The organism is bacterium, assembly GCA_019912885.1.
GTDB lineage: Bacteria > Lernaellota > Lernaellaia > JACKCT01 > JACKCT01 > JAIOHV01.
The window spans coordinates 1-21,402 of the sequence record JAIOHV010000207.1 but is presented as its reverse complement, the minus strand read 5'-3'; the positions used below and the strand labels follow the sequence as shown (position 1 = coordinate 21,402).

Annotated in this window: 16 protein-coding genes; 5 read left to right on the top strand and 11 right to left on the bottom strand. The window is 63.0% G+C overall.

The features are described from left to right. Positions 1–220 precede the first annotated feature (220 nt). From K8I61_18610 to K8I61_18600, 3 genes are all read right to left on the bottom strand, one after another. Positions 221–1,366: a formylglycine-generating enzyme family protein gene (locus K8I61_18610; protein ID MBZ0274057.1), complete on the bottom strand. Its 1,146-nt coding sequence runs from the start codon at positions 1,364–1,366 to the stop codon at positions 221–223. Positions 1,367–1,619: 253 nt separating this feature from the next. Beyond that, a complete protein-coding gene (locus K8I61_18605; GenBank protein MBZ0274056.1) occupies positions 1,620–2,981 on the bottom strand; it encodes a sodium:alanine symporter family protein in 1,362 nt (453 codons plus the stop codon). A 139-nt stretch (positions 2,982–3,120) separates the two neighbouring features. Further along, positions 3,121–3,714 (bottom strand): Ig-like domain-containing protein, encoded by a 594-nt coding sequence (locus K8I61_18600; GenBank protein MBZ0274055.1) that lies wholly within the window; start codon positions 3,712–3,714, stop codon positions 3,121–3,123. A gap of 244 nt (positions 3,715–3,958) precedes the next feature. Here K8I61_18600 and K8I61_18595 point away from each other — a divergent pair, with 244 nt between their 5' ends. After that, positions 3,959–4,732, top strand: a complete 774-nt coding sequence (locus tag K8I61_18595) for an NYN domain-containing protein (GenBank protein ID MBZ0274054.1) — start codon at positions 3,959–3,961, stop codon at positions 4,730–4,732. 24 nt (positions 4,733–4,756) lie between these two features. On the opposite strand, the gene K8I61_18590 is transcribed toward K8I61_18595, so the two are convergent. Continuing rightward, positions 4,757–6,832 (bottom strand): APC family permease, encoded by a 2,076-nt coding sequence (locus K8I61_18590; protein MBZ0274053.1) that lies wholly within the window; start codon positions 6,830–6,832, stop codon positions 4,757–4,759. 584 nt (positions 6,833–7,416) lie between these two features. Between K8I61_18590 and K8I61_18585 the strand changes: the two genes are divergently transcribed. Then, positions 7,417–8,781, top strand: a complete 1,365-nt coding sequence (locus K8I61_18585) for a bifunctional folylpolyglutamate synthase/dihydrofolate synthase (protein ID MBZ0274052.1) — start codon at positions 7,417–7,419, stop codon at positions 8,779–8,781. Positions 8,782–8,806: 25 nt separating this feature from the next. After that, the gene (gene lptD / locus K8I61_18580; protein MBZ0274051.1) at positions 8,807–11,170 is read left to right on the top strand and encodes an LPS assembly protein LptD; all 2,364 of its coding nucleotides are present in this window, start codon (positions 8,807–8,809) and stop codon (positions 11,168–11,170) included. A 27-nt stretch (positions 11,171–11,197) separates the two neighbouring features. Here the strand turns inward: lptD and K8I61_18575 are convergent, their stop codons facing one another. The 4 genes from K8I61_18575 to mtnP all read right to left on the bottom strand — a co-directional run bounded on the left by K8I61_18575 (position 11,198) and on the right by mtnP (position 15,495). Continuing rightward, on the bottom strand, positions 11,198–12,097 hold the full coding sequence (locus K8I61_18575; protein ID MBZ0274050.1) for a hypothetical protein: 900 nt from the start codon (positions 12,095–12,097) through the stop codon (positions 11,198–11,200). A 121-nt stretch (positions 12,098–12,218) separates the two neighbouring features. Continuing rightward, entirely contained in the window at positions 12,219–13,619 is a 1,401-nt protein-coding gene (locus K8I61_18570) for a flotillin family protein (GenBank protein ID MBZ0274049.1), read from the bottom strand. Between the two features lie 290 nt (positions 13,620–13,909). Continuing rightward, positions 13,910–14,485 (bottom strand): hypothetical protein, encoded by a 576-nt coding sequence (locus K8I61_18565; protein MBZ0274048.1) that lies wholly within the window; start codon positions 14,483–14,485, stop codon positions 13,910–13,912. Between the two features lie 143 nt (positions 14,486–14,628). Continuing rightward, the gene (mtnP, locus tag K8I61_18560; GenBank protein MBZ0274047.1) at positions 14,629–15,495 is read right to left on the bottom strand and encodes an S-methyl-5'-thioadenosine phosphorylase; all 867 of its coding nucleotides are present in this window, start codon (positions 15,493–15,495) and stop codon (positions 14,629–14,631) included. A 98-nt stretch (positions 15,496–15,593) separates the two neighbouring features. Here mtnP and K8I61_18555 point away from each other — a divergent pair, with 98 nt between their 5' ends. Beyond that, entirely contained in the window at positions 15,594–16,250 is a 657-nt protein-coding gene (locus K8I61_18555) for an O-methyltransferase (GenBank protein MBZ0274046.1), read from the top strand. On the opposite strand, the gene K8I61_18550 is transcribed toward K8I61_18555, so the two are convergent. After that, positions 16,247–16,444 carry a hypothetical protein gene (locus K8I61_18550; protein ID MBZ0274045.1) on the bottom strand — a complete coding sequence of 66 codons (198 nt, stop codon included), beginning with the start codon at positions 16,442–16,444 and terminating at the stop codon, positions 16,247–16,249. The two genes, K8I61_18555 and K8I61_18550, sit on opposite strands and share 4 nt — an antisense overlap. 3 nt (positions 16,445–16,447) lie before the next feature. Next, positions 16,448–17,761, bottom strand: a complete 1,314-nt coding sequence (locus K8I61_18545; GenBank protein MBZ0274044.1) for a hypothetical protein — start codon at positions 17,759–17,761, stop codon at positions 16,448–16,450. Between the two features lie 78 nt (positions 17,762–17,839). Between K8I61_18545 and K8I61_18540 the strand changes: the two genes are divergently transcribed. Continuing rightward, complete coding sequence (locus tag K8I61_18540; GenBank protein ID MBZ0274043.1) at positions 17,840–18,295, top strand: hypothetical protein; 456 nt, start codon at positions 17,840–17,842, stop codon at positions 18,293–18,295. A gap of 116 nt (positions 18,296–18,411) precedes the next feature. Here K8I61_18540 and gyrA read toward each other — a convergent pair whose 3' ends face one another. After that, entirely contained in the window at positions 18,412–20,958 is a 2,547-nt protein-coding gene (gyrA, locus tag K8I61_18535; GenBank protein MBZ0274042.1) for a DNA gyrase subunit A, read from the bottom strand. Positions 20,959–21,402: the final 444 nt, after the last annotated feature.

The window sequence follows — 21,402 nt, the reverse complement described above, 5'->3', positions numbered from 1 at the left end:
TGATCTCCGCGGAAAAATGCGCGGACGAAATCTGGAAAGGCATCCGCGCGAAAAAGGCGATCGTCGACTTCCCCTTCCCGCTCGCGGCGCTGACGAAGATCGGGCGATTTTTGCCGAGCTTTTTGTTCGATCGGATGGTGGCTTCAAGGTAGCAGCGAGCCATCCCCATCCGCGACCGGGAATCGCAAGCCGCCCTGGCGCGACACCTGGTTAAAACCCGCTACCCGTCAAGCGAGCGGACGAGCCGGACACCAATGTAATAGACTCGAAGTTCGGGCTTGCCTACTGGGCGAAATGCCGAACGCGACAAATTGGAATAACTCGCGAACGCACCGCCGCGCACAACGCGGTCGGTGCCCACGACCGGACCTGACGGGTCCGTAACGTCGCCGGCGTAGGAGTCATACCAATCCCCCGTCCATTCAAACACGTTGCCGATCGTATCGTAGAGACCCCAGTCGTTAGGAAGCTTCTGTCCCACGTCCAACGTCGAGCCGCTGCTGTTCCCGCAGTACCACGCGATCTGGTTGAGATTGGGATCGATCGGCGAACAGTCGATTTGCGTGATTTCCCCGTTATAGATGGCGGTCGTCGTACCCGCGCGCGTGGCGTATTCCCACTCCGCTTCCGTGGGCAAGCGGAACCCGTCGCAATCGTAAACCGATGACTCGCCGTTTAAGCCCCAGTTCGCGAATTTGATGCCCTTTTGCGTCGCGTTCATGCACGCCATGTAATCCGACCCGGTATCCGTATCGTCGACGCACTTGACCTGCGCGAAAATATAGCAAGGCGTCAAACCCCGGGCAACCGAGAATTCGTTCGCATAGGCAAGGGCGTCGTACCAACTGACGAATTCCACCGGACAGTCGTCGCCGCATTCGGCACCCAACCCGTTTGGACCGAAGAAGCTCGGGTTCCAACCCATCTCTGCCGCAAAGTCTGACTGCGTCGTCTCGTAGACGCTCATTTCGAAATCGTTCGTCAGAGTGACCTCGTGTTGGACCTCGTCGGTAGAATGTCCAAGTTCACCCGGAGGGCTCCCCATGGTGAAAGTGCCGTGCGCGATAAACGCGAAACCTTCGGTCGTCGTGTCGTCGTCTCCGGTGTCGTCATCGCTATCGTCATCGGCTGCGTCATCATCGTCGTCCGCGTCGTCGTCGGTAGCGTCATCATCCGCCGCGTCGTCGTCGGTGGCGTCGTCATCATCCGCGTCGTCGTCGGCGGCGTCATCATCAGCCGCGTCGTCGTCCGACACGTCGTCGTCGTCGTCATCATCGTCGTCGCCACATCCGCACGAAACGCAGAAGAACAAGCTCATCGCGACCAGCATGACGAACAATCCGCGAACCACGGAACGAGCCATCATACACAGCCCCTTAGGAAAAATTGTTTGTTGTTTCTCTTCGTCGGCCGGGCGGGCGCCGGCGACCTTCTGGAGGGAGCGTCCACGGCGGATGCGGACCGGTCATGACGGACGAAAGACCCGAACAGGACACGGCAAGCATCGTCAGAGTCCTTGTCTAGAAGAAAACACCGGTTCAGTTTCGCACAAATAGTTACACGGTGGCATTTTTTCGGTCAAGCACGCGACGGGGCTTCCCAACAATATTTCTTCTCGATCACCTGACCTTCAAGGAAGCCTCGAACTCCCGCGTCTCCTTCGCCGCGACGCCGGCAAGGCCGATGAGCGCGATGAGATTCGGCACGGCCATGAGGCCGTTCATGATGTCGGCGAAGTTCCAGACGAGGTCGAGCCTGGCCTGAGAGCCGAGCACGACCGCCACGATCCAGATCAGGCGGTAGGGAAAAATCGCCTTCACGCCGACCAGATATTCGACGCACTTTTCGCCGTAGTAGTTCCAGCCGATGATCGTCGAATACGTGAACAGAAGGACCGCGATGGCGACGAACTTGTTCGCCCATTCGCCGGGCATGCCGGACTGGAATGCGTGCGCCGTCAGCGGAACGCCGGACAGACCCTTGTCACCGGCAAGGTAGGTCCACGCACCGGTCGAGACGATGACAAGGCCGGTCATCGTGCAGATGACGATCGTGTCGATGAACGTGCCGGTCATGGAGACGAGCGCCTGGCGCGCGGGCACGTTCGTCCTGGCGGCGGCAGCCGCGATCGGCGCGGAACCGAGGCCCGACTCATTGGAGAATACGCCGCGCGAGACGCCCTTTTGAATCGCGTCCTTCACGACCGCCCCGAGAAAGCCGCCCATCGCCGCGTGCCCCGTGAAGGCGCTTTCGAAGATCAACACGAGCGCGCCGGGGATTTTCGCCGCGTTCAGGACAAGGATGATCGCCGCGCCGAGCATGTAGAAAAACGCCATGAACGGCACGATCGAACCGCACGCGCGGCCGATCGACTTGATGCCGCCGAGGATGATCGCCGCGGTCAGCCCTCCGAGCACAAGACCTGTCGCCAGCGTCGGTGCGCCAAACGCCGAATGCATCGCCTCCGCCGCGGAATGCGCCTGCACCAGGTTGCCGATGCCGAACGCGGCGATCGCGCCGAAGATCGCGAACAGCGTGCCGAGCCACTTCAGTCCCAGGCCGCGGTCCAGGTAGAACATCGGTCCGCCGGCCATCTCGCCGTTTTCGTCGACGACGCGGTATTTCACCGCCAGGATGCCCTCGGCGTATTTGGTCGCCATGCCGACAAGGGCCGTCACCCACATCCAGAAAAGCGCACCCGGGCCGCCGGCGGCGATCGCCGTCGCGACGCCCGCGATGTTGCCGGTGCCGATCGTCGCGGCAAGCGCGGTCATCAGCGCGGAGAAATGTGAGATGTCGCCGGGCGCATTTTGCTCGCGGTCGATCCCGAACGCGATCTTCAGGCCCAGCCCCAGGTGGCGAAACTGAATGAATCGAAGGCGCACCGTGAGGTAGATGCCGGTGCCGACAAGCAGGACGAGAAGCGGCGTGCCCCAGACGTAGCCGCTGATCGTGCCAAGAAGATCGGTTAGCCCCTGCAAACCCGTGCTCCTTGTCGAAGTTTCGAACCGATGGACAAAATGGACATTATGGACGGGAAGGACAAATAAACGTCGCGTTCGCTGGCGGTTACACGCGCCGTTGCGTTCCGCTCAATCCTCAATCCTCGATCCTCAATCCTCATTTTTTCTTCTCCTCCTCCGGCTCCTTCACCACCAGCGTCGATGAGTCGTGCAGCGACAGCACCGTCGCCTTCACGGACGTCTTGCCGCCTTTTTTCGCGGTGACGACGCCTTCGTCGTCGATCGTCGCGATGGCCGGATCGCCGGTCGACCACTTCACGCGCTCGCCGGTCACGAGATTGCCCCGATCGTCGAGCGCCTTGATGTCGAAATCGCGCGTCTGCCCGATGTCGATCATCGCGACGCCGGGGGTTACCTCGAGCGTCTTGATGATGCGCACGCGCACCGCGACCGCGCCGGCCGCGTTGCCGCTCGCGGCGGTGACGACCGCGTCGCCCGAACCGATCGCCTTGACGACGCCGTTTTCGTTGACGGCGGCGACGCTCGCGTCGCTCGATGTCCACAGGATCGGATGCGCGCGCGCGACCTCGTTTCCCTCGCTGTCGAGCACGCGCGCGTGGATCTGGTGCGTCGCGCCGTGGGACTTCAACGTCACCGCCTCCGGACGCACCTCGAGCTGCGTCGCCCGCGGACCGCAGGCGCAGGCGACAAGAACGATGGCGACAAGGATTCCCGCGAACCGGCGTCTCAACGCATGCCTCCCGTGACGAATGCTGTCGGAAAATCGCGGCAATATATCGTGAGAAAAGAGGAAAGAGCAAAGACGAGGATCAAGGATCGAGCGTGGGTCCGCCGCGCGCCGCCTCGGCCATCCGTCCTCGCCCCGAGGATCGCGGCGCGTCCCCCCGCCTCCAAATCGCCCCCAATGGACAATCCGGGCAGGATGGACATGATGGAGCGCGAAACGCGCCCGCCGGCGCGATAACGGAGCCGTCATGGAAAATTCCAACGATCGCGACATCGCGGTTTTCATCGATTTCGAAAACCTGGCGCTCGGTTTCAAGGACAAATCGGGGCGCTTCCAGATCAAGCTCGTGCTCGACCGATTCCTGGAAAAGGGCAAGATCATCGTCAAGAAGGCGTACGCCGACTGGTATCGCTTCGGCGATTACAAGAAGGAGTTGCACGAGCACGCGATCGAGCTGATCGAGGTGCCGCGTCGCGGTATGACGGGCAAGAACTCCGCGGACATCCGCATGGTCGTCGACGCGCTCGACCTCAGCTACTCCAAGGAGCACATCGACACCTTCGCGCTCGTCTCGGGCGATTCGGACCTGTCGCCGCTCGTCTCGAAGCTGCGCGAAAACGGCAAGGGCGTCATCGGCCTTGGCATGAAGGATTCGACCTCGACGCTGCTCGTGTCCAACTGCGACGAATTCATCTTCTACGAGGACCTGGTACGCGAGAAAATGGCGCCGCCCATGATCAAGGCGAGCGTGCCCAAGAAAAAACACGAGGCGTTCGAGCTTCTGCTCGAGGCGATCGAAGCCCTTTTGCGCGAGGACAAGGACATCCTGTGGGGCAGCATGGTCAAACAGACCATGAAGCGAAAAAAACCCGAGTTCAGCGAAGGTTATCACGGCTACCGCTCGTTCACGGAGCTTCTCGAGGACGCGGCGGCAAGCCACCTCATCAACATCACCAAGGACGCCCGCAGCGGCACCTACGTCGTCACCGGATACGGCTCCGAGGCCGAGGGACGCAAGTAGCGATACCGCGCCCGCGCCGCCGTTTCAGGCGTGCCCGGCCGGCGGCAACTCCGCCAGCGACGATCGGCCGCGCAGCGCGCCCGGCGGGCGATGGCCGCGCTTTTCCTGCAAGTCCAGCAATACCGGCAGAACGATCATGGGGACGCCGTTGTGCTGGAGACGCCGCTGAATGAGGAACGCGGTTTCATTGTGCAGAAACCGGTTCCACGTCGTCGTCTCCGGAAAAACGATCTGACCGCCGACGACTAGCGCGCGCGGGTGCTCGCCCGCGATTTCCATGATCAGCTTTTCGGCCTCGGCGACAACCTCGGTCCCGACGACGTAACGGCTCGCGCTGCGCAGCCCGAGCACCGACGCGAAATGCTCATACGCACGCAGATGCTCCTGCGTGCGATTCTCCAGCGCGGGGATTTCGCTTGCACCCTTGAACACATCGGAATCGACGACCGCGATCGAAACGAAAACGACGCCCTGGAACTGGTTCGGGAACATGCGGAGCAGCGTCATTAGTGCGTGCCGGCCAAGACCGCCGTATCCGCCGACCAGCAGGATGGCGACCGGTTCACGCGGATCGGGCGGCCGTTTTGGCGCATGGCGCGTGGGCGTCGCGTAAATCTCTGGGCTTTTCTCCGGCCCGGGCAGCTCCTCGTCGAGTCTGCGGATCGCCCTTCCCACGCGCCCGTAATGGCGTTTGACCATAAGGCAGAGCACCACGAGTGCGAGCGTGATCAGAAGCGTCAGCCAACCGCCTTCGAGAAACTTCTCGATCACCGTGACCGTTAGAATCAACAGGCAAAGCGCCGCCGCAACGACATGCGCGGGAAGGTGCCTGGCCCACGACGGATCGGAATTTCGGCGGCGCAACCAATAGACCGTCATCGCGATGTTGGATAGCGAAAACGTCACGAAGACGTTGATCGCGTACATTACGACGAGCTCGGAAACACGCCCGTTCGTATAGACGAGAGCGGCGAGCGCGGCTCCACCCATCAGAACGATACCGTTCCGCATGGTGAGACGCTCGGACAGCGCGGCGAACCGATGCGGCAACCAGGAATCCACGGCCATATTCGCCATGACGCGCGGTCCGTCGAGGAATCCCGCCTGCGCCGCAATGAATAGCAGCGCCGCCTCGCTGACAAGCGCGACGATGACGAACGGATATCCGATTTCGATGCCGGCAAGCGTCCAACCGCTTGCGACCTTTTCGAGAAGCACCGCGTTCATCGTCTTGTTGCCCGCGGGTTCGACCTTCCACAGGAGATAGCTCAACAGCAATCCCGACGCCATGATCGATAACGAGACCGCCATCATGACCATGGTGCGCTTGGCGGTTTCCACGCGCGGTTCGCGCATAATGCTGACGCCGTTTGAGACCGCCTCGATCCCCGTGTACGTTCCTCCGCCAAGCGAATAGGCATGCATCAGGAGTTTCAGCGTGCCGAACACCCCGAGAACCGAGAGTGTGCCGGAAACATCCGTTCGGACCTCGTGTGCGACCGCCGGAAATTGTGGAAGGTGCCCGCCGATGCTCACGATGAGCAGAATTGCATGCGTCACGATAAATAGAGCGAAGATTGGCGCGATGGTCGTGACGGATTCCTTGACGCCTCGCAGATTGAGGATCGTCAGCACCGCGACGCCCGCGAAGGCGAGCGGCAATTCAAATGCATGCCAGCGCGGCGGCAAGAAACTGAAGATCGCGTCGGCGCCGGCGGCGATCGAAATCGTGATCGTCAGGACGTAATCCACGAGCAACGCGCTACCGGCCGAGACGCCCGCCGGGCCGCCGAGCACCTTGCTGACGACGAGGTATCCGCCGCCGCCGGTCGGAAATTGCTCGATGATGCGGCTATAGCCGTAGCTGATGATGAGGACCGTGGCGACCATCGCCAGCGCGAGGAACACGGCCAGGCCGCGATGCTCGCCGAGCTGACGGAATGTCTCCTCGGGGCCGTAAGCGCTCGACGAGAGGCCGTCCGCGCCAAGACCGACCCACGCCAAAAATGCGACCAGGGACAGCTTGTGAAACGCGCCCGGCTCCCGCACGTCCTTCGGAGCGCCGTATAGGATGCGCCCGAGGCGATCGCGCAGGCTCATGACTTGCGCCCGCTTCGACTCTGCCGGACGGAAATCCGGGCGAGATTCAATGACGCGGGATCCTTCACGGGCGCGTTATTTCGCACGGTGAGGCGCTCAGCGCAAGGTCGGGCGCCAGGCGCGCTTTTCGGCATTTTCGCGCTCCGCAAGGCACAAAACGCCCAAAATCGCGAGCCCGAAAACTGAATCGTCGTTCAGAATGAAAAAATTTCTTGAATTATGGGGTGCGTTTGCACTATATTCCCGCTCGATTTTCGGCTCGTATTTTACGGCTGGCGGGGCAGCGGTAGCAAAACACCGGTTCGCATGGCGCAAGTGCCGGTCATTTTCCCTTCCTGCCGTCATCGTGGAACTCTCTTTGTCCGCGGGGTTTCTGTTTTCTGTTGGAGCCGATTTCGCGTCACAACAACGGGTTTTCGGTGAATTTCCCGATTTCGCGGGATCGAATGACAGGATCGCAAGTTACAGAAACGCACGAGTGACCGCGTGATAATTGGCTTGGGCGCGTAGGGAACGAACCTGATCGCGCAAGGAAAACGATGACGGCGGCCGAAACGAATCGGCGGCAATTAAAGAAAGAACGTATGCAAATGAACCGACTGGACATGGCCGGCGGGCCGAAACGGAAGATGGCAAAGACCGGCCGCCGGCTCGCCGGGTACCGAGAGGCGATGCAGCGCATCCAGGATCTGCAGTCGTTCGGGATGAAGCTCGGGCTGACGAACATCCGACGCCTTCTCGCGCGCCTTGGAAACCCGCAGGAAAAGTTCGGCGTCATCCTCGTCGCCGGAACCAACGGCAAGGGCATCGTCTCGGCGAGCCTCGCCGCGATCCTGCGCGAAAGCGGGCACAAGACGGGCTTGTTCACCTCACCCCACCTCATCCGCTTCACCGAGCGCATGCGCGTCGACGGCCAGGAAATCAGCCAGCGCGACCTCGTCCGCCATTCGGAGCGCATCTGGCGCGAGCTCGACGCCCTCCAGGGCGGCGCGGACACCGCGGGACAGATTCCCATCACCTTTTTCGAGTTCACCACCGCGCTTGGTTGTCTGCATTTCGCGGAAACCGGATGCGAGGTCGCGGTGATGGAAGTGGGCATGGGCGGCCGCCTGGACGCGACCAACTCGCTTGACCCGGTTCTGTCCGTCGTGACCGCCATCGACTACGACCACGAAAAGCACCTCGGCAAGTCGCTCGAGGAGATCGCCCGCGAAAAGGCCGGCATCTTCCGCGAGGGCGTTCCCGCCATCGCGCTCGGCGGCGCGCCCGAAGTCCTGGAATCGCTGCGCCGCGTGGCCGGCCGCGTCGGCGCGCCGCTGACGATCGTCGACGAGTCGCCGAAGATCCACCCGGACCACCGCACCTTCGACCTGTCCTGGTACGGCACGTGGCTGTGGGGACTGCGTTCGCCCTTGCCCGGCAAGCATCAGATCATGAATTCGTCGCTTGCCGCCGTCGCCTGCCTCGAGCTTCGCGACGCGGGATTCCGCATCTCCAACGACGCCGTGCGCCGGGGTCTCGCACGCGTACGCTGGCCGGGGCGCTTCGAGATCGTCGCGCGCGCCCCGTTTGTCGTGCTCGACGGCGCGCACAACCCGTCCGCGGTCCGGGCGCTGGCCGATACCCTCGAAGTCGAAAATGTGCCCAAGCCGCTCATCCCCGTCGTGGCGATCATGTCGGACAAGGACGTCGACGGCATCCTCGACCAGGTTCGGCGCATGTCGGATACCGTCGTGCTGACCTGCCTGACGCACGAGCGCTCGCTCGACGCGACCGATCTCGGTCACCGCGCGCGCGGCAAGTTCGCGCACATTCACGTGATCCCCGATCCCGTTCAGGCGCTCTCGCTGGCGCGCAGCCTCTCCGGGAGCAACGGCACGATCGTCGTCACCGGTTCGCTGTATCTTGTCGGACAGGTCCGCGAGTTGATCCTCGGACCGGACGCCTGATCCGGCGGGGCGCCGACGACGCCCGGTGCCGGATCGAACCGACGATAACCCGCGCCGCCGCGCCCTGGCCGCGGCGGTCGTTTGTTTATTGATCGGCCTTTCTTCGTCGCCCGCCTTCGCGCAAGAAGAATCCGGCGCCGCACCGCCGCCGGAACACGTCTCCGAAGGTGCCCAGGTCGATCGCGGCACGTCCGCCGTGCCCGCCGCGTTCGGCGACATTTTCGAATCGGACGAGCCGGTCGTATTGTCCGCGGATCGCATCGACTACGACAGCGCCTCCGACACCTATCGCGCCTCGGGACACGTCCGCGCCACGCAGGGCGACAACGTCATCGAGGCCGACCGCGTGCTCATCGACATGGTCGAACAGACGGCGTCCGCCGAGGGCAACGTCGTCATCGGCAACGCGGACGGCGAGTTGCGCGCGCCGGCGGTGCACCTGAATTTTCGCACAAGACGCGGCGTCATCGTGGACGGTTCGGTCGTCGTGCACGCGGGCGATTCGGTATACAGGTTCCGGGGCCGGCGCGTAGAAAAGATCGGCGAGGATCGCTACTTCATCGCCGAGGGCTGGTACACCACCTGCGATTGCGACGAGGACGAGGCCGACTGGCACGTCGAGGCCGACGAGATCGACGTGACGCTCGACGGCTACGCGCTCGTGCGCCGCGCGCGGCTGTACATGGGCGGCGCGCCGGTGGCGTATATTCCATTTGGCGTGCTGCCCGCGAAGATCACGCGGCAGACCGGCTTCCTTTCGCCCGAGTTCGGGTGGTCGTCCGACGACGGTTGGCACCTCGGCATCCCGTTTTTCTGGGCGATCGACGAACACGTCGACGCGACGCTCTACTCCGACTACTACGAAAAGCGCGGCCTGAAGGAGGGCGTGGAATATCGCTACGCGCTCGCGCCGCAAACGCGCGGCGTATTCGATCTGGATTACATCGACGACTTCAAGTTCGGCGACCGTCGCTGGGCGCTAGGATTCGAGCATTATCAAAACGTGTGGCGGCGCCTGTACTTGCGCGCGGGCGTCAACACGGTTTCCGACAATCAGTACGTCGTCGATTTCCCGCGCGACATCAACGCGCGCTACGACCGCTTCCTGCGCTCGGACGTCATTCTCAACAACCTCGAAAAAAACACGAGCGCGAACCTCGACTTTCGCACCTTCGACAGCCTGGACGAGGAAGACAACAGCTACACGTGGCAGGTGCTGCCCGAGGTTCTCTACGACGTCATGCCGATGCAGATCGGCTCGCTGCCGCTGGCGCTTCGCGCGCGCGTGGCCGCCGCGAGTTTCCACCGCGAAAAAGTCTCGCCCGACGAGCGCGCCCGCGAGGCGGAACTTGGCCACGAGCGCCCCTACTATTTCATGACCGCGGGGCGGCGCCTGGAGATCGCGCCGGAAATCCTCGCGCCGATCCAATTCGATCGCTACGCGTTCCTTTTGCCGTCGTTCACGCTGCGCGAAACGGTGTACGAGTTGCCCGACCGCCAGGAGAACGAGGACGAGCTGCCCGCGCGTCATCTCTACGAGGTACGCACGGACCTATTCACGCGTACCGAGCGCGCCTTCCCCGTCGTCGGCCCGGTCGTGAAGGGCTGGAAGCACCAGATCGAGCCGGGCGTGCGTTATTCGTATATCCCCCCGGTCGATCAGGAGACGCTGCCCGTGTTCGATGGCGCCGACCGCGTTTTTCCGGAAAATCTCGTGACCTACTACGTCTCCAATCGCCTGTGGCTGCGCTACCTGCGCCCGGGCGCGCGCATGTACGAGACGGCCAAGCTCCTGGACCTTCGCCTCTCGCACGCGTTCGACATGCGCGAAGCGCAGCGCGAGGATATCCCGGAGGGCGAAGAGCGCCGCCCGCTCGGCCCGGTGCGCGCGGAACTCGAATCGCTCTACGCCCTGGGCCGCTTCGTCAACAAGGCGGTCGTGCGTTCGGGGGTGGACTACAACCTGTACGACGATCAGTTCACGTCGTTGCGCGTGCTCGGCGCTCTTGGCACCGTCAACGACGACGAGCTTGCGGTGGAGTACCGCTACGCGATCGCGGACCCGGAACTGCCGCCGGAGGATCCGTCATCGGTGGACGACGCGCGCCGCATCGCAAGTGGCGCGGCGTCGGACCTTGTCGCCATCGACAACCTCACCGGCATCGCGCGCTACGCCTTCTTCGAATGGATGTCGCTCTCGTACCTGGCGCGCTACAGTTTCATCGACGAAGACTTCATCGAACGCATCTACGGCGTCGAATTCCACAGCCTGCAAGACTGCTGGAACCTGATCTTCCAGATCGAACGCCGCACGATCCCCGAGCGCGAGACGATCTACCGCGTGTCGCTGGATTTGACCGGACTGGTCGCGGCCGCGACGTCGTTTTGAGCGCGACGGGCTTTATGCCACCGCGACTTAGTACGAAATCCCCACGGTGATCGCGTTCAGCTCGATGTCGAGCTCGTCGAGCTTCGCCTTCACCTCGGCGAGACTGTGATTGGTGTCGTCGCCTTCAAGCGGCGGGGCATCGGTGATCGAGATCAACAGCCGGACATCCGCCTGCCAGTCGAGGACCGTCGCTGTTTCCCAGATGCCGTCGTACAACGACTCCGGCAACGCGCAGCCGCCGGTGTGCGGCATCAGGCTGAGGAATTCCTCGATCTCCGCCTCGCCCGCCGCGTCCAGGGCGACGAGGCCCGATTCGTTCACGCCGTACCACGGATCGGAGCAGTCCTGGTTGTCGCGGAAATACGCGAGCGCTAGCCGCCCGCCCTGCTCTTTCACTTCGCCGAGGATCGCGTCGAGGTTGGCCAGCACCGCCTGCTGGTCGTCTCCCATGCTGGCCGTGCCGTCGACGAGCACCGCAACATCCTCGCCCGGTCCGCCGCGCTCCTTGAGGATATCCAGAATCGCGACCGGCACGTCGTCCGCGTCTTCGGCGACGCGCGTGTTTTCATTGCCGTCATCCGTCGCATCGTCGTCCGCCGCATCGTCGTCATTTGCATGATCGTCGTCGGCCGCGTCGTCGTCGTCGGAGGTCATCTCGTCCGCCGCGGCCGTCGCCTCGCAATCGATCACGAAGGATTGCCCGAGCAGATCCTCCTGCGCGGAGAGCACGTCCTCGAGGATGTCGTTGCCTTCGTCGCCGAGTTCCTCGCGGCTCGTACCGGCAAGTTCAAGCAATTCGTCGAGGCACCAGACACCATCGTCACCCGCCGCCTTCGCAATGGCATCCTTCGCTTCGTCGCACGCGCTCATGGCCGTCAACAGAAAAACCGAGGCGATCGCGATCGCCGTCCACTTATGAATAGTCATAAAAGTGCTCCAGGCCCCAAGAATGAATTTCAATATCATGAGGATAACCGGCGAGGCGCGAGCGTCAACCCGCGGCGGTGGCGTCGTTTCGTTAACACGCGTTATTGTTTTCTGCTCACTCCTACTTCCTCTCGGGCATCGTGAAATCCACCTTCTCCACCTGCTCGCCCGTCTCCCCGTTCGCGCGTTTGCCGAAATACTCCGGCAGGCTCATGCCGACCATCTGGAACAGATCCTGGAACTGCGGGACGACTTTCAGCAGGCCGGAGACGAAATTCGCGGTGGACGATTTGCCATCGCCGCCGCCCGAATCCCACACGACGATCTTGTCGAACTCCAGGTTTTTGATCGCCTCCACCTGAATCTTCGCGATCTCCGGCATCTGCTGCGCAATCATCAGCATCACCGCCTTGTTCGCGTCGCCGCCCGCCGCGTTGACGTATTCCTTCAGGCCCTCGGCCTGTTTGGCGAGCTGCTCGTACATGCCGCGCGCACGGCCTTCCATCTCCGCGTACGTCGCGTCGCCGCGGCCCTTGGCCTCGCGGCGCAGGCGCTCGGCCTCCGCCTCCGCCTGAATCTCCACCCGCTCCTTGGCGATTTGCGCCGCGACGACCGTGTTCGCGTATTGCGTCGCCCGGTCACGATCCGCGCGCCGTTTCTCCGCCGCCTGCTCGGCCTCGTACGCTTCCGCCAACGCATTCGCACTCGCGACCTTCTCCGCCGCGGTCGAAAGGCGCTCGGCCTCCGCCTCCTTCACTCGCCGTTCGGCCGCGCTGTTGGCGATATCCACCGCGGACCGGTTTTCGCCCTCCACCGCCGTCGCGTTCGCCGCCGCGACCTGGATGCGCTGCTCGCGCTCGGCGTTGGCCTGGCCGATGGAGCCGTCGCGCGTCTTTTCGGCGACCTTCTTTTTCGCCTCGTTGATCGCATGCGCCGCCGCTTCCTGTCCGAGCGCTTCGATGTAGCCCGACTCGTCCGTGATGTCCTTGATGTTCACGTTGATGAGACGCAGGCCGACCTTCTTGAGCTCCGTCTCGACGTTGTCGGAAACGTTCAGCAGAAACTTGTCGCGGTCGGAGTTGATCTCCTCAATGTCCATCATCGCGATCGTCAGGCGAAGCTGGCCGAAGATGATGTCCTCCGCGATCGTCTTGACGAGGTTGTGCGGAAGGCCAAGCAGGCGCTCGGCCGCGTTTTGCATCACGCCGTCATCCGTCGAGATGCCGACCGTGAACACGGAGGGGATGTTGATGCGGATGTTCTGTTTGGACAGCGCGGAACGCAGGTCGATGTCGATCGCGATCGGCGTCAGATCGAGGAACTGGTAGCCCTGAAAAAGCGGCCAAACGAACGCCGCGCCGCCGTGGATGCACTTGGCCGCGCGCGCCTCGCCGTGCTTGTCGCGCCCCGTGCGCCCGTAGATGACGAGCACTCGATCCGACGGACATCGCTTGTAGCGCGAGATCGCCGCGAGAAGGATTCCGAAAACCGAGACGCCAAGAATCGAGAAGAAAATGATCATGTACACGGCTTAGGTTCCTTTCCGCACGCGCTCGTTGATGTTGTTACCCGCTCCCGATCCCGTTCCCGTTCCCGTTTCCGAGAAATAACCGGTGACGTCATCCTGAGCGAAGCGAAGGATCCGGCCGGCCCGCTGACCGCTGCGCGTCAACCCGCTCGGGGCCAGATCCTTCGGCTCGCTTCGCTCCCCTCAGGATGACGATTCGCGAAGTCGTTCAAATTTCTCGGCGCTCCGCACCTGGTTTCACTTGCGATTTCATTCCCAATTCGCAATTCCCAATTCCCAATTCGTCATTGCTTCGTCACCAGCACCGCGCCGTCCTCGAGCACCTGCACAACCTCGATCGACGCGCCGGTCGGAATCTCCTCGCCGTCGGTCACCGCTTCGATCTCGCGCGCCGCGCCCTGAAACGTTACGTTTACCTTGCCGCGCCCCGCGCGCCGCGCGGGGATGCGCAAATACACCGTGCCCGGCTTGAGCAGCGCATTTTCGATGCTGTAGTTGCCGGTCTCCGAAAGCTTGTGTAGCGTCGCGAAGATCCACGCAAAAAACACCATGCACAAAAAGCCCGCGAACATGCCGGCGGGAATCGCGACGACACCGGGCACGCCCGCGCTTGTCAGCGCAAGCCCCACCCAGCCGAGCGCGCAGAAAAAGAATATGAATCCCTTGACGGAAAACAGGTGCAGGCCGACCAGGTCGTGCCCGCCGGCGTCGTGGCCGGCATCGAAATCCGATCCGTCGCCGCCGCCGAAAATCTCAAGCGCCGTCTGCAACAGCGCGAGCACGGAAAACGGCACCGCAACGCACCACAGCACCTTGTCGAGCGCGCCGAGCGCCGACCACCACGCGGTTAACGCATCCACAACGCACCTCCCCTGAGGCGATGTACGTCATGATTTACCACAGAGAACACAGAGAGCACAGAGCGCTTTTATTTTCCCTCTGTGACCTCCGTGTCCTCCGTGGTGAAATACAATGGCGATGACCTTCCAGTCTTCCAGCCTTTTCAGAATTCGAAATAGTCCCCGACGATCGGCGCGAGCCTCGCCTTCGTGTCTTCCGGAATCGCCTCTTTCGCCGTCACGATTGCGAACTTCATCGACTCCGCCACCCACGCGCCGGTCTCGGGCGTCACGCGCGGCGCGACGGCGGCGATGATCCGCTTGGCGTTCGCGACGTTCGCCGCCATCACCGCGAGGATCTCTTGGATATCCACGTCCGCCTCGCTCGTGCGCCAGCAGTCGTAGTCGGTCGCGAGCGCGATGGTGGCGTACGGAATCGCCGCCTCGCGCGCGAGTTTCGCCTCGGTGAGGTTCGTCATGCCGATGACGTCCGCGCCGATCTGACGATAGAAGTGGCTCTCCGCGCGCGTCGAAAACGCCGGCCCTTCCATGCACACGTACGTCCCGCCGTCGCGGTGGTCGATGCCAAGCTCGCCGGCCGCCGCGACGAGGAGTTTGCGCAGATCGTTGTCGATCGGATCGGCAAACGGCGCGTGCGCGACGATGCCGCCGGTGAAAAATGTCGACGGCCGGCTTTTCGTGCGATCGAAAAACTGGTCGATCATGACAAGCTGCCCCGGCACGATTTCCTCGCGCAGCGATCCGCACGCCGACACGCTGATGATGTGCGTCACGCCGGCCTGCTTTAACGCGTGGATGTTCGCGCGGAAATTGATGTCCGACGGCCCGATGCGATGGCCGCGCCCGTGCCGTGGCAGGAACACCATCGGCACGCCGCCGAGCGTTCCGCTGATGAGGGCATCCGATGGCGTGCCGTAGGGCGTTTCGACCGCCCGCTCCGCGATATTCGTCAGCCCGTCCATCTCATACAGGCCGCTGCCGCCGATAACGCCGATCTTTACCTTGGTCACGTACTCCCCCTTTACTTCGCGCGATCTTTGCGGATGCTGAAATCGAACGCGCGATCTTACGTCAACGCAAAAAAAAGAAAACCGCGAGGAGGCAAGCGATGCACCGCGCCGCGATGTACGACGAGAGGATCGACGAGTACCTGAACCGCTTCCTGCCCGGCCGCCATCCGGTCGTCGCCCAGATGGAGGCGTACGCGAAAGAGCACCAGTTCCCCATCATCGGCCCGCACGTCGGGCGCCTTCTGACGATGTTCGCGCAGTCGATTCACGCGCACACCGTGTTCGAGATGGGCTCGGGCTTTGGCTACTCCGCGTTCTGGTTCGCGCTCGGCATGCCGGAGGACGGGCGTCTGATTCTGACCGACGGCTCCGAGAAAAATCGCGAACTTTGCTACGAGTTCTCGCGGCGCCTCGGCATCGAGGACATGCTCGACTACCGCGTCGGCGACGCGGTCGAAATCCTGCGCGGCGAGGAAGGACCGTTTGACATCATCTACAACGACATCGACAAGCTCGGCTATCCGGCCGCGTACCGCGAAACGCACGACCGCCTGCGCACCGGCGGGCTTTTCATCACCGACAACGTGCTTTGGCACGGCGCGGTCGCCGACGAAAACCCGGACGAAAACACGCGCGCGATTCAGGAATTCAACAGACTGTGTTTCGAGGACGAACGCTTTTTCTCGACCATCCTGCCCGTCCGCGACGGCCTGATGGTGGCGATGAAACGCGAACCGGGGGCGCTTACGCTTTAGCGGCTTGACCTCGCGTACATGAACACGCGCAAAATTGTCAGAAGCACGCCGCCGGCGATCGCGGCGCCCATGGCGAACGGGCGGCCGTAGGCCCCGTAACCGAGGCCGATGCCGAACATCGACAACACGACGCCAACGACCCATGCGATCGGCACACGGTAATACACGATCGTGCTCCAGATTCGACGAATCACAGCCTACTCAAACTCCGCGACGACATCCATCTTGCCCGGAAAGTAGTTCGTCGAGAGCACCGGGCGCATCGCATCCTTGTAGCCCTTGAGCGTGTAGTTCATGAATGCCGTGACGTACGTTCCGAGGAAGCGTTGCGAGGTTTCGTAGTCAATGAAGTCGAATGACTCCTCGTTGCCGAATCGCCGCGTGCCCTCGCCGCAGCCGTCGCCCCCGCCAAGGAGCGTCGGGATCAGCACGCACGCGTCCGTAAACGTGTAGTGCCCCGCGTCGAACACATCGACGAGCACGCGCGGCTTGGGCACAAGCGGCAGCACGATGCCGCGCACGATCGGGTTCCAGTCGCCGAGCGTCTTGTCCTCGCGGCCCATCATGAACATGACCGGCGTGTCAAAGTCGCCTGCCCAAAGCGGGATCATGAACCCCGCCATCGAAACCACCGCGTCGATGCGATAGTCGAACACGCTTCCTTCCGTGCCCGTCACCGCGCCGTACGAATGACCGACCACGCCCACGTTTTCCGCGTCCACCGTGTCATAAAAGAAATCGCCCGGCGTGTCGTTTTTCGCCGCGAATGTTTCGATGAGAAATCCGAAATCGACGATGCGGTCGATGAACGAAAACGGCGTGAGGATCGGATTGTAGATCACCAGGCGATCCGGCAGCGTCACGAACACGGCGTTGCCGATGTGATCCGGCGCGACGACGACGTAGCCGTGGCTCGCCAGCCACTCGGCAAGAGACATCGACGCGAAGCGGATCGCCGCGTTGCCGTGCGAGAGAATGACAAGCGGATACGGTCCGCCATCGCGGCGTATTGGCGCGTGCCGCGCGCTGCCCCTTTCGCGCTCGAAGTTGGCGATCTCATCGGCCGGCAGGATGAACGACAACACGTTGCGAATCAGGTCGTCCCAGCCCATGAGAAAATTCCGCACGCGGTCGCGCGGCCACGCGCGCGTGAACTCCGGCGCGGGATACCACACCTCCGTCAAAAGCAGGCGGTCGCCGCGGCTTGGCCAGTCGTAGCGCGAAGGATCGGACAAAAGCAGAGTCTGATTGCCGACCGCGTACGGCCCCGGCTTTGTCGGGTCCCACGGCGCGGGCGGCGGCGGAAGGTCGCGATCCGGAAATTCGCCGTCCGTCGCGTCGTCGTCGGCCGCGTCGTCATCATCGGCGTCGTCGTCGAACGAAGAATCGTCGTCCGCGCCGGATACGGCGCTGCCCGCGGTGCCGTCGTCGTCATCATCGCCGCAGCCGCAGCCGGGCGCGATGGCGAGGATCGCGGCCGCAAGGGCCATCATCCACCACGCGGTTCTCATGAAGGGGAGTTATGCCGATTGTCGCGCCTCGGCGCAATCGTCTTGATTTCCGCGCCGCCGCCCGTAAGATCGCGCTCCATGAAACGCGTCCTGTTTACCGTCCTTCTCGTCGCGGCGATGTCCGCCGCCTGCACGCAGGGCAACGAGCCTGCCGAGGAGCTCGAACCCGTCGTGTATCAGGAGAGCCTTCGCGTCGAGCCGAATCCCGCGTGGCTCTACGAGCCCGCGCGTTTTTATTTCGCATTCGAGGATTTCGACGGCGACGTCGAGCAGCCGATCCTTCTTGTGCGTTTCGAGAATCTCGAAGGCGAGGAGCGCTTTGTCGCCGCGGACGAGCCTCGGCTCACGGGCGACGGCCACGGCGGCGCGATCTGGTTTGACCTCGACGTAAAAGACGGCGACGAAGGCACGTATTTCATCACGCTGCTCGACAAGGCCGGCAACGCGTCGGATGAGATCGAAATCTTTCTGTTCGTGAATCCGATCCCGCGCGTGAACGAGGACGGGGAAAAAGAGCCGGTGGTTTTGGACTAACGGCCCGCGCCGGAACGAATAGTCCGAAAGTCCGAGAGACGGGAAGTCTGAAAGGTCATCGCAACGCAACAACGCGGGTGGTTTTCACGCCACCCGCGTTTTTCGCCTGGCGGCCCCTACCCCTCGTCATCCGGCGTGCCGTTGCCCTCATTCCCGGCGTCATCGTCCGGCGTGGCCTCGTCATCATCCGGCGTCGCGTCGTCGTCGTCTGGCGCGGGTTCGTCGTCTTCCGGCTCGTCGACCGGCTCGACATCCGCCGCGCTCGTCACCTCCGGCGTCGCCTCCTCGGTCGCCTCGAGATCTTCGTCGTCGCCCTCGGGTAGCGGGCTGACCGCGACCACGCGATCGCTTGCGGCAAGATCGAACAGGCGCACGCCTTGCGTGGAGCGGCCGATGATGCGCAGCGTGTCCACGCGCAGGCGGATGATCTTGCCGAGCTCCGTGATCATGATGAGCTGTTCGCCGTCATCCGCCTGACGCACCGCGACGACCTTGCCGTTCCGCTCGGTTGTGCGGATCGTGATGATGCCGCGCCCGCCGCGCGACTGCCGGCGGTATTCCTCGAGCGCGGTGCGTTTGCCGTATCCGCGCTCGCACACGGTCAGCACGGAGCGATTGTCCTCGACGACCGTCGCCGCGACGACCTCGTCGCCCGCGGCCAGGTTGATGCCGCGCACGCCGCGGGCGTTGCGGCCCATCGGGCGCACGTCGTTTTCGTCGAAGCGGATCGACTGTCCCTCGCGCGTGGCGATCATGATGTCGTGCTTCCCGTCGGTGAGCCCCGCGAAGACAAGATCGTCGCCGTCGTCGATCGACAACGCGATGATGCCGGCCTGGCGCACGTTGGAAAACGCCATCAGGTCCGTTTTCTTCACGATGCCGCGCCGCGTGATCATGACGACGTATTGGCCCTCGGCGAACTCGCGCACGGGGAGCACCGTGACGACCTTTTCATCCATACCGGTCAGCGTGAGCAGGTTGACGATCGGCCGTCCCCGTGCCGCGCGCGCGCCCGGCGGGATCTGGAAGACCTTCAGCCAGTAGAGTTTTCCGTGGCTCGTGAAGACGAGGAAATACTGGTGCATCGACGCGACGTAGAGTTGCTCGACGAAGTCGCCTTCCTTCGGTTCCATGCCGATGACGCCCTTGCCGCCGCGGCCCTGCGCGCGATACTGATCGAGCGAATTGCGTTTGATGTAACCCTGATGCGTGACGGTGACGACCATGTCCTCGTCCGCGATCAAATCCTCGACCGCGAACTCGCCTTCCTCGTCCAGGATCTCCGTGCGCCGCGCGTCGCCGTAACGTTCGCGCAGCTTCTCGAACTCGTCGATGATGACCTGCGTCAGCAGATTTTCGTCCGCGAGAATCGCCGCGAGCCGCGCGATCGTTTCGGCCAGTTGCGCTTGCTCCTCCTCGATCTTCTGGCGCTCCAGGCCCGTCAGGCGCGCCAGGCGCATGTCGAGAATCGCCTGCGCCTGAACCAGCGAAAGCTCGTAGGAGGCGATCATCCGTTCGCGCGCCTGGTCCTGCGTCTGCGAGCCGCGGATGATGGAGATGATCGCGTCGATGTGATCAAGCGCGATGATGAGCCCGTTCAGGATGTGGATACGCTCCTCGGCCTGGCGCTTTTCGAAGATGCAGCGACGTGTCACCACCTCGCGGCGGAAGGCGAGGAACTCCGTGAGGATGTCGCGCAACCCCAGCGTGCGCGGGCGCCCGCCGACAAGCGCGAGCATGTTGACGCCGAACGTCGTGGAGCAGCTCGTCATCTTGTAGAGCTGATTGGTCACGACCGACGGCACCGCCTCGCGCTTGAGCTCGATGACGATGCGCATGCCGTCCTTGTCGGACTCGTCGCGCAGGTCGGAGATGCCTTCGATGCGTTTGTTCCGGACGCCGTCCGCGATCTCCTCGATGAGCCGCGTCTTGTTCACCTGGTAGGGGATTTCCGTGATGACGATGGACAGGCGGCCCGTCTTTTCGTTCTCCTCCGTGTCCATGCGCGCGCGCATCAGCACGCGGCCGCGCCCGGTCATGTAGGCTTCATGGATCCCGTGCCGGCCGTAGATGAAACCGCCCGTCGGAAAATCCGGGCCGGGGATGTGCACCATCAACTCGCGAAGGCCAAGCGACGGATCCTTCGCGAGCGCGATGAGGCCGTCGAGCAATTCGCGGATGTTGTGCGGCGGCACCTTTGTCGCCATGCCGACGGCGATGCCCTCCGAGCCGTTCATGAGAAGCATCGGCACCGCGGCGGGCAGGACGACCGGCTCGAGTTGCTTCTCGTCGTAGCTCGGCCGCCAGTCGACCGTCTCCTTGCCGATGTCCGAGAGCACCTCGTCGGCGACGCGCGCCAGGCGCGCCTCCGTATAACGCATCGCGGCGGGCGGATCGCCGTCCACCGAGCCGAAGTTGCCCTGCCCGTCGACGACCATGTAACGCATGGAAAACGGCTGCGCCATGCGCACGAGCGTTTCGTAGATCGCCGCGTCGCCGTGCGGATGGAGCTTGCCCATCACGTCGCCGACCACGCGCGCGCTTTTCACGTAAGGCCGGTTGTAGTGGATTCCGTTGTCGTACATCGTGAAAAGGATTCGCCGGTGCACGGGCTTCAAACCGTCGCGCACGTCCGGCAGCGCGCGCCCTACGATGACGCTCATCGCGTAGTCGAGATAGCTCGTCTTGAGCTCGTCCTCAATATGCGCGATGTTCTTGATATCACTCACGAATTTCGTTCCTTACGGGATTATCGCCGGCCGATTTGGCAAGCGGGGGTTTGTACCGCGAACAAGCCCGAAAGACAAGGCGCGGCGACCCCATTTTCGATTGAAGAATGACGAGTGACGAATGACGAATAGCGAAGGCCGATCGCGGGAATTTTTTTCGAAAAACCGTCGCGTCACGGACATTCCCGATTCCCCATTCCCAATACGCGATGGCCGTGCGATTCCACTCGACACTCGTCACTCGTAACTCGACACTTGCCCTCATTGACACCCCTTGGATGCGTCCCTACATTCGTCGCGCTTTTTGCCCGGAGGCCCGATGCGTTCCGCACCATTCCCGCGATTTTTCCTTGCCATTCTTCTCGCCGCGTTCCTCGT

Coding starts and splice junctions, on each gene's coding strand:
- gyrA (MBZ0274042.1), bottom strand. CDS start 20,958: ATGAGCGTCATCGTAGGGCGCGCGCTGCCGGACGTGCGCGACGGTTTG.
- K8I61_18595 (MBZ0274054.1), top strand. CDS start 3,959: ATGGAAAATTCCAACGATCGCGACATCGCGGTTTTCATCGATTTCGAA.
- K8I61_18570 (MBZ0274049.1), bottom strand. CDS start 13,619: ATGATCATTTTCTTCTCGATTCTTGGCGTCTCGGTTTTCGGAATCCTT.
- K8I61_18590 (MBZ0274053.1), bottom strand. CDS start 6,832: ATGAGCCTGCGCGATCGCCTCGGGCGCATCCTATACGGCGCTCCGAAG.
- K8I61_18555 (MBZ0274046.1), top strand. CDS start 15,594: ATGCACCGCGCCGCGATGTACGACGAGAGGATCGACGAGTACCTGAAC.
- K8I61_18545 (MBZ0274044.1), bottom strand. CDS start 17,761: ATGAGAACCGCGTGGTGGATGATGGCCCTTGCGGCCGCGATCCTCGCC.
- K8I61_18540 (MBZ0274043.1), top strand. CDS start 17,840: ATGAAACGCGTCCTGTTTACCGTCCTTCTCGTCGCGGCGATGTCCGCC.
- K8I61_18585 (MBZ0274052.1), top strand. CDS start 7,417: ATGCAAATGAACCGACTGGACATGGCCGGCGGGCCGAAACGGAAGATG.
- K8I61_18575 (MBZ0274050.1), bottom strand. CDS start 12,097: ATGACTATTCATAAGTGGACGGCGATCGCGATCGCCTCGGTTTTTCTG.
- K8I61_18610 (MBZ0274057.1), bottom strand. CDS start 1,366: ATGATGGCTCGTTCCGTGGTTCGCGGATTGTTCGTCATGCTGGTCGCG.